Source organism: Micromonospora sp. NPDC050200 (assembly GCF_040656135.1).
Taxonomy (GTDB): Bacteria; Actinomycetota; Actinomycetes; order Mycobacteriales; family Micromonosporaceae; genus Micromonospora.
Window position 1 is genome coordinate 44545 of the sequence record NZ_JBFALG010000034.1, and the last position, 14295, is coordinate 58839.

General features: G+C 71.2%; 11 protein-coding genes and 1 tRNA gene. 8 read left to right on the plus strand and 4 right to left on the minus strand.

All coding sequences use genetic code 11. The annotated features are described in order from the left end of the window. Positions 1-43: 43 nt before the first annotated feature. The 4 genes from thrC to argS form a co-directional block, all read right to left on the minus strand. Entirely contained in the window at positions 44-1093 is a 1050-nt protein-coding gene (thrC, locus tag AB0I41_RS22035; RefSeq protein WP_357110505.1) for a threonine synthase, read from the minus strand. A gap of 108 nt (positions 1094-1201) precedes the next feature. Beyond that, the gene (locus AB0I41_RS22040; RefSeq protein WP_357110579.1) at positions 1202-2515 is read right to left on the minus strand and encodes a homoserine dehydrogenase; all 1314 of its coding nucleotides are present in this window, start codon (positions 2513-2515) and stop codon (positions 1202-1204) included. A gap of 8 nt (positions 2516-2523) precedes the next feature. Further along, entirely contained in the window at positions 2524-3909 is a 1386-nt protein-coding gene (lysA, locus tag AB0I41_RS22045) for a diaminopimelate decarboxylase (RefSeq protein WP_357110508.1), read from the minus strand. A 6-nt stretch (positions 3910-3915) separates the two neighbouring features. Beyond that, positions 3916-5580, minus strand: coding sequence for an arginine--tRNA ligase (gene argS, locus AB0I41_RS22050; protein WP_357110510.1), 1665 nt, complete (start codon positions 5578-5580; stop codon positions 3916-3918). Positions 5581-5677: 97 nt separating this feature from the next. Between argS and AB0I41_RS22055 the strand changes: the two genes are divergently transcribed. The 8 genes from AB0I41_RS22055 (at position 5678) to AB0I41_RS22090 (ending at position 14289) form a co-directional block, all read left to right on the plus strand. After that, the gene (locus AB0I41_RS22055) at positions 5678-6469 is read left to right on the plus strand and encodes a DUF3105 domain-containing protein (protein ID WP_357110513.1); all 792 of its coding nucleotides are present in this window, start codon (positions 5678-5680) and stop codon (positions 6467-6469) included. Between the two features lie 12 nt (positions 6470-6481). Next, positions 6482-7150: a DUF305 domain-containing protein gene (locus AB0I41_RS22060; RefSeq protein ID WP_357110516.1), complete on the plus strand. Its 669-nt coding sequence runs from the start codon at positions 6482-6484 to the stop codon at positions 7148-7150. 191 nt (positions 7151-7341) lie between these two features. Next, positions 7342-8037 (plus strand): winged helix-turn-helix domain-containing protein, encoded by a 696-nt coding sequence (locus AB0I41_RS22065; RefSeq protein WP_357110582.1) that lies wholly within the window; start codon positions 7342-7344, stop codon positions 8035-8037. A gap of 76 nt (positions 8038-8113) precedes the next feature. Next, positions 8114-8185 (plus strand) — tRNA-Arg (locus AB0I41_RS22070). Positions 8186-8944: 759 nt separating this feature from the next. After that, positions 8945-10492 carry a multiple monosaccharide ABC transporter ATP-binding protein gene (mmsA, locus tag AB0I41_RS22075; RefSeq protein WP_357110518.1) on the plus strand — a complete coding sequence of 516 codons (1548 nt, stop codon included), beginning with the start codon at positions 8945-8947 and terminating at the stop codon, positions 10490-10492. Then, the gene (mmsB, locus tag AB0I41_RS22080; protein WP_357110521.1) at positions 10489-11787 is read left to right on the plus strand and encodes a multiple monosaccharide ABC transporter permease; all 1299 of its coding nucleotides are present in this window, start codon (positions 10489-10491) and stop codon (positions 11785-11787) included. Before mmsA ends, mmsB begins: the two co-directional genes overlap by 4 nt. Before the next feature lie 51 nt (positions 11788-11838). Beyond that, entirely contained in the window at positions 11839-12939 is a 1101-nt protein-coding gene (locus AB0I41_RS22085) for a sugar-binding protein (RefSeq protein ID WP_357110523.1), read from the plus strand. 111 nt (positions 12940-13050) lie between these two features. Beyond that, the gene (locus tag AB0I41_RS22090; RefSeq protein ID WP_357110525.1) at positions 13051-14289 is read left to right on the plus strand and encodes an ROK family protein; all 1239 of its coding nucleotides are present in this window, start codon (positions 13051-13053) and stop codon (positions 14287-14289) included. The last annotated feature ends 6 nt before the right edge of the window (positions 14290-14295 follow it).

Genomic DNA, 14295 nt, shown 5'->3' on the forward strand with positions numbered 1-14295 from the left:
ACAACTTCGTGACGCGCGTAAACCCGGGGGTGGGGTGGGGGAGTCAGGCGAGGTCGAGGGAGCGGGCGGCGGCGAGGGGGTTGTTGGCGATCGTCACCGGGGCGGGGGCGGTGGAGATGGCCCACTCCGGGTCCTTGAGGCCGTGGCCGGTGACCGTGCAGACCACCGTGGAACCGGGCGGGATCCGGCCGGCCGCGGCCTGCTGGAGCAGGCCGGCCACGCTGGCCGCGCTGCCCAGCTCGACGAAGACCCCCACCTCCCGGGCGAGCAGCCGGTACGCCGACAGGATCTCCCGGTCGGTGACCGCCGCGATCAGCCCCTGCGAGGCGTCCCGGGCGTCGACCGCCCTGGTCCAGCTCGCCGGGTTGCCGATCCGGATCGCGGTGGCGATCGTGGACGGCTCGTTCACCACCCGGCCGGTGACGATCGGCGCGGCGCCGGCGGCCTGGAAGCCGTACATCTTCGGGGCACGGGTGGCGTTGCCGGCCGCCACGTCCTCGCCGTAGCCCATCCAGTAGGCGGAGATGTTGCCGGCGTTGCCGACCGGCAGGCAGTGGATGTCGGGGGCGTCGCCGAGCGCCTCGACGATCTCGAACGCGGCGGTCTTCTGACCGTGCAGCCGGTCCGGGTTGACCGAGTTGACCAGCGCCACCGGGAAGTCCTGGGCGAGCTTCGCGGCCAGCGACAGGCAGTCGTCGAAGTTGCCCTGGACCTGGAGCAGCTTCGCCCCGTGCACCAGCGCCTGGGCCAGCTTGCCCAGCGCGATCTTGCCCTGCGGCACCAGCACCGCGCAGGTGATCCCGGCGCGGGCCGCGTACGCCGCGGCGGAGGCGCTGGTGTTGCCCGTGGAGGCGCAGATGATCGCCTTGTCGCCGGCCTCGACCGCCTTGGAGACCGCGACGGTCATGCCGCGGTCCTTGAACGAGCCGGTCGGGTTGGCCCCCTCGACCTTCAGGTGCACGTCGCAGCCGAGCCGGCCGGAGAGCACCGGCGCGGGCAGCAGCGGGGTGTTCCCCTCGTGCAGCGTGACGACGGGGGTGGCGTCGGTGACCGGCAGCCGGTCCCGGTACGTCTCGATCAGACCCCGCCACATGTCGCTCTCCTCGCCTCGCCCCGTCGCACCGGGGGCACCTCAAGCCTGGACCAGCCGCGCGGGACGGCGACCGGCGCACCCGCCGCCAACCACCAGACGGGACGCGACCTACAGCCCGCCCTCCACCCGCAACACGCTGGTCACCGATCCGACGATGTCCAGCCCGCGCAGCTCGCGTACGGTCGCGGCGAGCGCCGCGTCCGGCGCGACGTGGGTGACGATGACCAGTTCGGCGTCCTCACCCCGACCGGCCGGCCCGCCGCCCGCCGGGCCCTGCCGCACGGTGGCGATGGAGACCTCGTGCCGGGCGAACACCCCGGCCACCGCCTCCAGCACGCCCGGGCGGTCGGCCACGTCGAGGCTGATGTGGTAGCGGGTCAGCGCCTCCCCCATCGGCCGCACCGACAGGTCGGCGTACGCGGACTCGCTGGCCGCCCGCGCCCCGGCGAGCCGGTTGCGGGCCACCGCCACCACGTCGCCGAGGACCGCGCTGGCGGTCGGCGCGCCACCCGCGCCCCGGCCGTAGAACATCAACTGCCCGGCCGCCTCCGCCTCGACGAAGACCGCGTTGAACGCGTCGCCGACGCTGGCCAGCGGATGGGTCAGCGGGATCATCGCCGGATGCACCCGGACGCTGACCGTCTCCCGGCCCTGGGCGTCGGCGCCCCGGGCGGCGATGCAGAGCAGCTTGATCGTGCAGCCCATCGCCTTGGCGCTGGCCACGTCCGCGGCGGTCACCTCGGTGATCCCCTCGCGGTGCACGTCGGCCGCGCCGACCCGGGTGTGGAACGCCAGCGAGGCGAGGATGGCGGCCTTGGCAGCGGCGTCGAAGCCCTCCACGTCGGCGGTCGGGTCCGCCTCGGCGTACCCGAGCTCGGTGGCCTCCTCCAGCGCCTCGGCGAAGCCGGCGCCGGTGGCGTCCATCGCGGAGAGGATGAAGTTGGTGGTGCCGTTGACGATGCCGGTGACCCGGTTGATCCGGTCGCCGTGCAGCGACTCGCGCAGCGGGCGCAGCAGCGGGATCGCCCCCGCCACGCTGGCCTCGTAGTAGAGGTCGGCGCCGCCCTCGGCGGCCGCGTCGTGCAGGGCCGCGCCGTCCTCGGCGAGCAGCGCCTTGTTGGCGGTGACCACGCTCTTGCCGGCCCGCAGCGCCTCGACCAGCCAGCTCCGCGCCGGCTCGATGCCGCCGACCACCTCGACCACCACGTCCACGTCGTCGCGCTTGATCAGCCCGAGCGGGTCGGTGGTGAACAGCGCCGGGTCGACCGGCAGGGCACCGCGGTCCCGCCCGACCCGGCGTACGGCGATGCCGGCGATCTCCAGCGGAGCGCCGATCCGGGCGGCGAGGTCGGCCGACTGCTCGTGCAGCAACCGGACCACCTCGCTGCCGACGGTCCCGCAGCCGAGCAGCGCCAAACGCACAGGTGACGTCATCCCACATCCAAAGCGAGCAGGTCCTCTTCGGTCTCCCGCCGGACGATCAGCCGGGCCCGGCCGTCCCGCACGGCGACCACCGGGGGTCGGGGCACGTGGTTGTAGTTGCTGGCCATGCTGCGGCAGTACGCGCCCGTGCCGGGCACCGCGACAAGATCTCCGGGCTGCACGTCGGCGGGCAGGAATTCATCCTTCACCACGATGTCCCCGGACTCACAGTGCTTTCCCACCACGCGGGCGAGCAGCGGCTCCGCCGCCGACGCCCGGTTCGCCACCGTCGCCGAGTACGAGGCGTCGTAGAGCGCGGTACGGATGTTGTCGCTCATCCCGCCGTCCACGCTGACGTACGTCCGGATCCCGTCGACGTCCTTGACCGTGCCGACCTCGTACAGGGTCAGGACGGCCGGGCCGACGATGGCCCGGCCCGGCTCGATGGACAGGTGCGGCACGGCCAGCCGCTCCGCCGCGCACTCGCCGTCCACGATCTTGCGCAGCCGCTTGGCCAGCTCCTGCGGCGCGGCCGGGTCGTCCTGGGTGGTGTACGCGATGCCGAACCCGCCGCCGAGGTCCAGCTCGGGCAGCTCCACCCCGCGGGCGTCGCGGATCTGCGCCTGCAGGCCGAGCACCCGGCGGGCGGACACCTCGAAGCCGCTGGCGTCGAAGATCTGCGACCCGATGTGCGAGTGCAGCCCGCGCAGCTCCAGCACGCCCTCGTCGAGGATCTTGAAGGCCGCCGCCGCAGCCGCCCCGCCGGCCAGCGAGAAGCCGAACTTCTGGTCCTCGTGCGCGGTGGCGATGAACTCGTGGGTGTGCGCCTCCACGCCGACGGTGACCCGGACCAGCACCCTGGGGCGTACCCCGCGCTCACGGGCCAGCGCGGTGAGCCGGTCGATCTCGGTGAACGAGTCGAGGATGATCCGGCCCACCCCGGCGTCCAGCGCCCGGGTCAGCTCGGCCACGGACTTGTTGTTGCCGTGGAAGCCGATCCGCTCCGGCGGCATCCCCGCCGACAGCGCGGTGGCCAGCTCGCCGCCGGTGCAGACGTCGAGGAACAGGCCCTCCTCGGCGATCATGCGGACCACCGCCCGGCAGAGAAAGGCCTTGCCGGCGTAGTACACGTCGGCGTCCGGGAAGGCGGCCCGGAAGTCCCGGCAGCGCGACCGCAGGTCGTCCTCGTCCAGCACGTACGCCGGGGTGCCGAACTCGGCGGCCAGAGCGCGGACGTCCAGGCCCGCGACCGCCAGCGCGCCGCCCGCAGCGCGCGCCACGTTGCGCGGCCACAGCTGCGGCACCAGGACGTTGACGTCGACCGGGGTACGCAGCCAGGCCGGCTCCCGGTTGCCGATGTCGCCGTGCAGGGCACCGGCCTCATGAGCGCGCACGGGTGGTCACATCCTCTCCGGGGCGGAGACGCCGAGCAGGTGCAGGCCGTTGGCGATGACCACCCGGGTCGCGTCGTTGAGCCAGAGCCGGGCCCGGTGCAGGTCGGTGACCTCCTCGTCGCCGCGCGGCAGGATCCGGCAGTTGTCGTAGAACCGGTGGTACGCCCCGGCCAGCTCCTCCAGGTAGCGCGCCACCCGGTGCGGCCCCCGCAGCTCGGCCGCCGTGGCCACCACGGCGGGGAACTCGGCGAGCGCCTTGAGCAGCTCGTTCTCCTTCTCGTGCCCGAGCAGCTCGGCCCGGAAGGCGTCGGCGTCGCCGCGGGTCAGCCCGACCTCGGCGGCGTTGCGGCCGACGCTGGCGGTCCGGGCGGCCACGTACTGCACGTAGTAGACCGGGTTGTCGCGGGTGGCCCGGGTCCACAGCTCGACGTCGATGTCGATCGGCGAGTCGCTGGAGTAGCGGGCCAGCGCGTACCGGGCGGCGTCCACTCCGATCGCGTCGACCAGGTCCTCCAGGGTGACCACGGTGCCGGCCCGCTTGCTCATCCGCACCGGGGCGCCGTCGCGGACCAGGTTCACCAGCTGGCCGATCAGGATCTCCAGGTTGCGGTCCGGGTCGTCGCCGAAGCAGGCGGCCATCGCCCGCATCCGGCCGAGGTAGCCGTGGTGGTCGGCGCCCAGCATGATCACGACCCGCTCGAAGCCGCGCTCGCGCTTGTCCAGGTAGTAGGCGCAGTCGGCGGCGAAGTAGGTCCACTCGCCGTTGGACTTGCGCAGCACCCGGTCCTTGTCGTCGCCGAAGTCGGTGGTGCGCAGCCAGGTCGCGCCCTCCGAGGAGAAGATGTGCCCCTGCCCACGCAGCCGGTCGAGGGCGAGATCCAGCTCACCCCGGTCGTGCAGGTCCTTCTCGTTGAAGTAGGTGTCGAACTCCACCCCGAAGGCGCGCAGCGAGGACTTGATCTCGGAGAACATCAGCGCGACGCCCTCGACCCGGAAGACCTCCTGGGCGGCGGCGTCGTCCAGCTCCAGCACGTCCGGGCGGACGGCCCGGACCGAATCGGCGATCTCCGTGATGTACGCCCCGCCGTAGCCGTCCTCGGGGGCCGGCTCGCCCTTCGCGGCGGCGAGCAGCGACCGGGCGAACCGGTCGATCTGGGATCCGGCGTCGTTGAAGTAGTACTCCGTGCCGACCTCCGCGCCGGTGGCCCGCAGCAGCCGGCTCAGCGCGTCGCCGACGGCCGCCCACCGGACGCCGCCGATGTGCACCGGGCCGGTCGGATTGGCCGAGACGAACTCGAGGTTGATCTTCTGGCCGGTGAGGGCGTCGCTGCGGCCGTACCCGGTGCCGGCCTCGACGATCACCCGGGCGAGCTGGCCGGCGGCGGCCGCGTCGAGCCGGATGTTGAGGAAGCCCGGGCCGGCGATCTCCACCGACTTGACCCCCGGGGCGCGGCCGAGCTGGTCGGCCAGCGCGGCGGCCAGCTCCCGCGGCGGGACCCCCACCTTCTTGCTGAGCTGCAGCGCCAGCGTCGAGGCGTAGTCGCCGTGCTCGGGATTACGCGGTCGCTCCACCGCCGCCCGCTCGGGGAGCGCGGCAGGGTCCAGACCCCGCTCGGTGAAGACGGCGTGGGCTGCGGAGAGGACGACCTCGGCGAGTTCTGCAGGAGTCACCGATCCATGCTAACGGGGGTAGACTCGGGCACTCGGCGGCGACCCTGCACGTCATCCGGCCCGCCAATCCCCTGACCGACCGACCTGACGAGGCACGATGAGCATCAGCACCCCGGGCGGCCCAGAGCGCCGTCCGACCGTGGTCAGCACCGGCAAGAAGCCGGCGGCTGGCCGGCCCGCGTCCGGCGCCAAGCCCGGGGCCGGCAAGTCGGCGGGCGCCCCCCGCCAGACCTCGGGTGGCAAGGGCCCCCGCAAGCCGATCACCCCGGTCAAGGTGAGCCAGGGCCGGGCCTGGGGCCCGATCGCGCTCTTCGTGGCCGTCGGCGTGCTCGCCGCAGCGATCATCGGCTACGGCGCGTACGCGGCCTTCCAGGGCTCCAAGCCGTGGGAGAAGCGGGCCGCCGACATCGACGGCATCGTCGACTTCCGCAAGAAGGACGCCAAGCTCGTCCAAGGCGGTCAGCACCAGCAGGGTCCGATCAAGTACGACATCAACCCGCCGGTAGCCGGCCCGCACAACGCGGCCTGGCAGAACTGCATGGGTGACGTCTACGACGCCCCGATCTCCAACGAGCACGCGGTGCACAGCCTGGAGCACGGCGCGATCTGGATCGCCTACCGCCCCGACCTGCCGGCCGACCAGGTGGCGACGCTCAAGAGCAAGGTCCAGGGCACGGAGAAGCTGATGCTCAGCCCGTTCGAGGGGCTGGACAAGCCGATCTCGCTGCAGGCCTGGGGCTACCAGCTCAAGGTCGACAAGGCCGACGACGGCCGGATCGACGACTTCATCAAGACGCTGCGTGTCAACGCCTCGGTCGAGGGCCCGAACGCCAACTGCGGCCAGGGCATCACGGCCACCGGCACCACCCCGCGTGACCAGACCCAGTAAGAGGGGCATCCGATGACCGCACCCGCCACGACGGAGAGCGCGCCCGACGAGACCCCGGTCACCGAGGACGGTGACCCGCGGTCCGGGCGCCGCTTCGGCACCCTGGCGGTGGCCGCCGCCATCGTGGTCGGCCTCCTCCTCGGGTACGCGGGCGGCCTGCTGACGCCGAGCCTCACCCGTCCGGGTGACACCTCGGCGGAGGCGGGCTTCGCCCGGGACATGACCAGCCACCACGCCCAGGCGGTGGAGATGGGGCTGATCGCCTTCCAGAAGGGCACCGACCCGGAGGTACGCCAGATCGGCGGCGACATCGCCACCGGCCAGCAGGGCGAGATCGGCACCATGCAGACCTGGCTGCGGTCGTGGGGGCTGGACCCGACGGGTTCCGAGCCGGCGATGGCCTGGATGCCGGACGGCAAGGACAGCGTCCAGGACGGGCTGATGCCCGGCATGGCGACGCCGCAGGAGATGGCACAGCTGCGTGCCGCCCAGGGGCACGACCTGGACGTGCTCTTCCTGCGCATGATGATCAAGCACCACCTGGGTGGGATCCACATGATCCAGGGGATCCTCGACCACGGCGGGGACGACGACGTGCTCAAGGTCGCCCAGACCATGAAGAACACCCAGCAGACGGATCTGGTCAACCTCCAGAACGCGCTCAAGCGCCTGGGCGGCTGACCCCGCCAACCGGCGCCACGGAGGCCCGCGTACCGCCCCGGCGGACGCGGGCCTCCGTCCGTCCCGTCCCCGGCGATCCGGGCACCCATGCCCGTTTGAAGCGCTTTGAGCGCTCTGACCCATTGCGGTTGTTGGAGACTTTTCTACCCACATATCGTGACCAGTTGCGATTCGGGCTCGTTGCGCAGGACGTGGGGGTTGCACTGAGAGACGCGCGGCGTTCCGTCACCAGCTGGTGCCGGCGCCACACCATCGGCGGTGACGGAGCGGTGGCAGCCGTCCGTCGCGGACACCGGCAGGGCGAGCCCGGAACGCTCAGCCGCGAACAGGAACTCGAACTGATCGACGTCCTGCGGGGCGTCCACCCCGACGAGTTCGGGCTGGAGGAGCAGCTGTGGACGCGGCAGAGCCTGACCACGCTGATCCAGCGCCAGTTCGACCTGGCGCTGGACGCCGGCACGGTCGGGGCGTACCTGCGGGCCTGGGGGTTGGGTCCGCGGGAGCCGCGGGAGCGGGCCTGCGGGCTCTGCGTCGGCGCGGTCGAGCGCTGGGTGCGCAGCGAGTATCCGGCGATCACCCGGGCCGCCCAGGAACACTCCGCGGAGGTCTACTGGATCGGCCGGGTACGCCTGCGCGGCACCATGCCGGCCGCGGACGTGATCTCCGCGGTGTCGTCCCGGGGCCGGGTCCGGTTCATGGTGACCACGCCCGGCGTGGACGCGCCGCTCCCCCGCGACTTCGTGCTGCGGCTCAGCGGCGCCGAGGAGCGCACCGTGCACCTGATCGTGGACGGCTCGTGGCCGAAGAACGAGTGGCCGCGCCGCCTGCCCCGGCGCATCGTCCTGCACCCGCTGCCCAGCTGCGGCCGCACCCTCGTCGCTGCCTGATCCCCACCCGGACTGGATCAGCGGATACCGATTCGGTGTTCCCGAACGGGGTTTGATACTCTTCTCGGGTCGCCGAGCCCCCGTAGCTCAGGGGATAGAGCACCGCCCTCCGGAGGCGGGGGCGCAGGTTCGAATCCTGCCGGGGGCACACACCGCAGGAGCAGGCTCCGCGACAAGACGACGAACGAGGATTCCCCGGCGTGCACGCCGGGGAATCTTTGTATTTCCACCCCGCTCGCCAGCATGAAGGATGGACCGCAGACGGCCCCGGGCGGCAGGTGTCATCCGGGCCCACCCGGCGAACCGGCGGCACGGTCTGCCGGATTGGTCGGCGCGGGCCGCGGTGTCAACGAACCATGTCCGTGCGGCCCTTTGGAGCTGATGACATGAACGGTTCAACGACGGCGTCCGACCCTCGCCCCGTGGGGTACGGATCGCGGTCCGGCCGGGTTCAGTCCGGTCCCCGTGGCAGCAGAACCTTCGGCAGCGCCCGCCTGCGGTGAATCGTTGACGTCATCAGCTCCGAAGGGAGCGTGGAGGGCCCGCCGCTCGGCCCACTCCAGGTCCCACTCGCGGGCGCTCGCCGGCCTGGCTGGCCGCCTCGTCGTCCTTCGCCGGCGGGGCCGCCCGCGAGCACGGCCGGTGGCCGCCGAGAGGTCGCGGCGCTCAGCACGCCCAGCGGCGGCCGGAGGCGTGCGACCGGCGACAGCGGCACCGGCCGGGAGAACCGGCCAGCCGGCGCGCCGCTGACCTGGGCGAACTCCAGATTGCCGGATTGTTACAAATCAGGTGACCTGGAAACTTGCGGATCGCCTCCGCGCGTGAATAAGTTGTGGTAGGCAACAAAACCATGTGACAGCCGGACCCATCGGGAGGCATCCATGACGTTGGCGAGGTGGAGCGAGCTATGAGCGAAGCCCCCATCCTCCTGGAGATGCGCTCCATCACCAAGGAGTTCCCCGGAGTCAAGGCTCTGTCCGATGTCAACCTCGTGGTGCGCGCGGGCGAGATCCACGCCATCTGCGGCGAGAACGGCGCGGGCAAGTCCACGCTGATGAAGGTCCTCAGCGGCGTCTATCCACACGGTGCGTACGACGGCGACATCGTCTACCAGGGCGCCGAGACCCGCTTCTCCGACATCCGGGCGAGCGAGCAGGCGGGCATCGTCATCATCCACCAGGAGCTCGCGCTCATCCCGGACATGTCGATCACCGAGAACATCTTCCTCGGCAACGAGCCCCGCAGGCGGGGTGCGATCGACTGGAAGTCCGCGAACCGGATGGCGCTGGACCTGATGGCCCGGGTGGGCCTGCAGGAGGACCCCGACACCCTGATCAAGGACATCGGTGTCGGCAAGCAGCAGCTGGTGGAGATCGCCAAGGCGTTCGCCAAGGACGTCAAGCTGCTCATCCTGGACGAGCCCACCGCCGCGCTGAACGAGGCGGACTCGCGGCACCTGCTGGACCTGCTGCGCGGGTTCCGCTCGCGCGGCATCACCTCGATCATGATCTCGCACAAGCTGAACGAGATCGAGGCGATCGCCGACCAGATCACCATCCTGCGCGACGGCCGGACGGTGGAGACCCTGGACGTCCAGGGGGACGGGGTCGACGAGGACCGGATCGTGCGGGGCATGGTCGGCCGCGAGCTGAGCAGCCGCTTCCCGGACCACACCCCGAAGATCGGCGAGGTCTTCTTCGAGGTCCGCGACTGGAACGTCCGGCACCCGATCTCGGCCGAGCGCCAGGTCTGCAAGAACGAGAGCTTCGTCGTGCGCCGCGGCGAGATCGTCGGCTTCGCCGGCCTGATGGGCGCCGGCCGCACCGAGCTGGCGATGAGCGTCTTCGGCCGCTCCTACGGCGTGTACGAGTCGGGCACGATCGTCAAGGACGGCAAGGAGATCGTGCTGAAGTCGGTGGCGGACGCGATCGCCCACGGGCTCGCGTACGTCAGCGAGGACCGCAAGGCGATCGGCCTCAACCTGCTCGACGACATCAAGGCGTCGACGGTGGCCGCCAAGCTGTCCAAGATCTCGCGGCACGGCGTCCTCGACGAGGTCGCGGAGTACCAGGCGGCCGAGTCGTACCGCAGGGAGCTGCGGACCAAGGCCCCGACGGTCGACGAGAGCGTCTCCAAGCTCTCCGGCGGCAACCAGCAGAAGGTCGTCCTGGCGAAGTGGATGTTCACCGACCCCGACCTGCTGATCCTCGACGAGCCGACCCGCGGCATCGACGTGGGTGCCAAGTACGAGATCTACGGAATCATCCAGCGGCTCGCCGACCAGGGGAAGGGCGTCGTCGTCATCTCCTCGGAACTGCCTGAGCTGATCGGGCTCTGCGACCGCATCTACACGGTGTTCGAAGGAACCATCACCGGCGAGATCGACCGGCAGGACGCGGACCCGGAGACCCTCATGAAGCAGATGACCTCGACGAAGAAGATGCAGACACGATGAGCCGAATCAAGGACCTGCAGAAGAACCTCTTCGGAGGCACCACCTCCAACGCCCGCCAGTTCGGGATGATCTTCACCCTGGTGGCGATCGTCGTCCTGTTCCAGATCCTGACGGACGGCCTGACCCTGCGGTCGGACAACCTGATCGCGCTGTTCCAGCAGAACTCCTACATCCTCATCCTGGCCATCGGCATGCTGATGGTGATCGTGGCCGGGCACATCGACCTGTCGGTCGGCTCGATCGCGGCCTTCGCCGGCATCCTGGTGGCCAAGTCGATGGCGGACTGGGCGCTGCCCTGGCCGGTCGCCATCCTCTACGGCCTCGCCATCGGCGCGGTGATCGGCGCCTGGCAGGGATTCTGGGTCGCCTACATCGGGGTGCCCGCGTTCATCGTCACCCTGGCGGGCATGCTGCTCTTCCGGGGCGGCAACCAGTTCATCGGCAACGCGAACACCATCTCGGTGCCCGAGGGCTTCCGGGTGATCGGCTCCGGGTTCCTGCCCGAGGTCGGCCCGAACACCGGCTACAACAACCTGACCCTGCTGCTCGGCCTGGCCGCGTGCGTGGCCGTGGTGTGGCGGGAGTTCCAGTCCCGCAAGACGCGCCGGGAGATGGACGCCGACCTCGCGCCGATGTGGATCTCGGTGCTGCGGATGGCCGTCATGGTCGGTGTGATCGTCTTCGCCTCGCTGCGCTTCGCCAGCGGCCGCGTGGGCACCAGCTTCCCGGTCTCCGGCATCATCCTGGTGGCGCTGGTCCTGGCCTACTCCTTCTACACCCGCAACACCGCCGGCGGCCGGCACATCTACGCGGTCGGCGGCAACTCCCGGGCCGCGGAGCTCTCCGGCGTGAAGCTCAAGCGGGTCAACTTCTTCGTCATGATGAACATGTCGGTTCTGGCGGCGCTGGCCGGCATGATCTTCGTGGCCCGTTCGGCGGCCTCCGGTCCGCAGGACGGCAACGGCTGGGAACTGGACGCGATCGCTGCGGTCTTCATCGGCGGCGCGGCCGTCTCCGGCGGTATCGGGACCATCAGCGGCTCGATCGTCGGTGGTCTGGTCATGGCCGTGCTCAACAACGGCCTGCAACTCCTGGGCGTCGGCACCGACCGCGTCCAGATCATCAAGGGCCTGGTCCTGCTGCTGGCCGTCGCGCTCGACGTCTACAACAAGAGCCAGGGGCGTTTCTCCGTCATCGGCAGCATCACCCGCTCGTTCCGCCGAGACACACCCGCCACTCCCACGTCCGCGTCCGACGCGGAGCGCGAGCCCGCCACGACGACGGTGTCCGGCTGACGGCCACCGGCCTCACTCCGTATCACCTCTGCAGAAGGGCACTACCTCCTCATGCGCAATCTCCTTGCCAAGACAGTGGCGATCGGCGCCATCGCGACGCTGGCCCTGACCGGTTGCGGCTCCGGCCGTGACGGGGAGTCCGGCGGCTCGGACGCCCCGACCAAGGGCTTCGCGGCGGACTCCCTGATCGGCGTCGCCCTGCCGTCCAAGACCTCGGAGAACTGGGTCCTCGCCGGTGACCTGTTCACCAACGGCCTGAAGGAGGCCGGCTTCAAGAGCGACGTCCAGTACGCGGGCGCGTCGACCACCGTCGCCGACCAGCAGGCCCAGATCACCGCCATGGTCACCAAGGGCGCCAAGGTCATCGTCATCGGCGCGACCGACGCCGCGCAGCTGTCGACCCAGGTCGCCGCGGCCCACCAGGCCGGCGCGAAGGTCATCGCGTACGACCGGCTGATCACCAACACCCCGGACCTCGACTACTACGTCGCGTTCGACAACTTCAAGGTCGGCCAGCTCCAGGGCCAGGCCCTGCTGGACGGCATGAAGGCCAAGAAGCCGAACGGCCCGTACAACATCGAGCTCTTCTCCGGCTCGCCGGACGACAACAACGCCGGTGTCTTCTTCAACGGCGCGATGGACGTCCTCAAGCCGGAGATCGACAAGGGCAACGTCGTCGTCGCCTCGAAGCAGACCGACGTCAAGCAGACCGCCATCCAGGGCTGGAAGGCCGAGGGTGCGCAGGCCCGCATGGACCAGCTGCTGACCTCGACCTACGGCAACAAGGAGCTGGACGGCGTCCTCTCCCCGAACGACACCCTGGGCCGCGCGATCATCACCTCGATCAAGGGTGCCGGCAAGCCGGTCCCGGTCGTCACCGGCCAGGACTCCGAGGTCGAGTCGGTCAAGTCGATCATGGCTGGCGAGCAGTACATGACGATCAACAAGGACACCCGGAACCTGGTCAAGCAGACCATCGCCATGGTGAAGGCCCTGCAGGCCGGTAACACCCCCGAGGTGAACGACACCAAGTCCTACAACAACGGCAGCAAGGTCGTCGACACGTACCTGCTCCCGCCGGTCGCCGTCACCAAGGCCAACGCGGCCGAGGCGTACGCGAACGACCCGAAGCTCTCGCCGCTCACCAAGTAAGCAGCAGAGGGTAGTCACGACGTCGGGTCCCGGAAGTCCTTCTTCCGGGACCCTTCGTCGTTGTACTTCCCGCCAGACGACGCACCAACGATCCCGGGAGGCGGCCTGACCGTGGCGACACCCATGCGGTCCGGCCCACCCCGGCAGGGCCGCAACCCGGACCTCCCACCGGCCTCGGCGCCCGGCGCCGCCCAGGAGGAGATCCGCCGGCAGAACCTCGGCGCCGTGCTGCGCCACATCCACGTACACGGTCCGACCTCCCGCGCCGAGCTGACCAGCCGGCTCGGCCTCAACCGCTCAACCATCGGCGCGCTCGCCGCCGACCTCGCCGCCGCCGGCCTGGTGACCGAGGAGGTGCCGACCACCGCTCGCCGCGCCGGTCGCCCCTCGCTCGTGGTCAGCCCCCGCTCCGGCCGCGTCTACGCCCACGCGCTGAGCATCGAGGCGGACCGGCTACGCGCCGCCCGCGTCGGCCTCGGCGGCCGCATCCTCGATCTGCGCGAGGTCGACCGTCCCGACGGGATGGCGGCCCTGGACGCCGTCGGCCCGCTGGCCGACCTCGTCCGCGACATGGAACGCTCCGTCCCCGGTGACGCGCTGCTGGCCGGCGGCGCGGTCGCCGTGGTCGACACGACCCGCGACGGCGACGGCAGGATCCGGATCGGCGGCGCCGACGAGACGCTGCGCACCGCGCTCGGCACGGAGTTCGCGGCCGGGCCCGGCTTCGCCATCGGCGACCTGGCCGACATCGCCGGCCTCGCCGAGCATGTCCGGGGCGTGGCAGCGGGCGTCAACGACCTCGTCTACCTGCACGGCGACCTGGGCGTCAGCGCCGGCATCATCAGCGGCGGCCGGCTGGTGCTCGGCCACCGCGGGCGCAGCGGCAAGGTCGGCCACATGGTGGTCGAACCGGACGGCCTGCCCTGCGGGTGCGGCTCGCGCGGCTGCTGGGAGACCGAGATCGGCGAGGCGGCGCTGCTGCGGCACGCCGGCCGGGAGCCGGGCGGCCCCGAGGCGGCCCGCGAGGTCCTCCGCGCGGCGGCCGCCGGTGAGCAGACCGCCCAGGCGGCCGTGGACCGGGTCGCCGACTGGCTCGGCTTCGGCGTGGCGAACCTGGTCAACGTGGTCAACCCGAACACCGTGGTATTCGGCGGCTCGCTGCGCGAGCTCTACCTCGCCGGCGCGGGCACGGTCCGCCGCCGCCTGGACGCGATGGTGCTGCCGCCCTGCCGGGAGCACGTGCACCTGTGCGCGGCGGCGCTCGGCCGCGACGCCGCCCTGATCGGCGCCGCCGAACTGGCCTTCGACACGCTGCTGGCGGACCCGCTGCACGCCAGCGCCGCCGGCTAGGGCCGT

Excerpts from the sequence above, each read along its gene's own strand:
- thrC (WP_357110505.1), bottom strand. The coding sequence starts at position 1,093 with ATGTGGCGGGGTCTGATCGAGACGTACCGGGACCGGCTGCCGGTCACC.
- AB0I41_RS22055 (WP_357110513.1), top strand. The coding sequence starts at position 5,678 with ATGAGCATCAGCACCCCGGGCGGCCCAGAGCGCCGTCCGACCGTGGTC.
- AB0I41_RS22060 (WP_357110516.1), top strand. The coding sequence starts at position 6,482 with ATGACCGCACCCGCCACGACGGAGAGCGCGCCCGACGAGACCCCGGTC.
- mmsA (WP_357110518.1), top strand. The coding sequence starts at position 8,945 with ATGAGCGAAGCCCCCATCCTCCTGGAGATGCGCTCCATCACCAAGGAG.
- mmsB (WP_357110521.1), top strand. The coding sequence starts at position 10,489 with ATGAGCCGAATCAAGGACCTGCAGAAGAACCTCTTCGGAGGCACCACC.
- AB0I41_RS22085 (WP_357110523.1), top strand. The coding sequence starts at position 11,839 with ATGCGCAATCTCCTTGCCAAGACAGTGGCGATCGGCGCCATCGCGACG.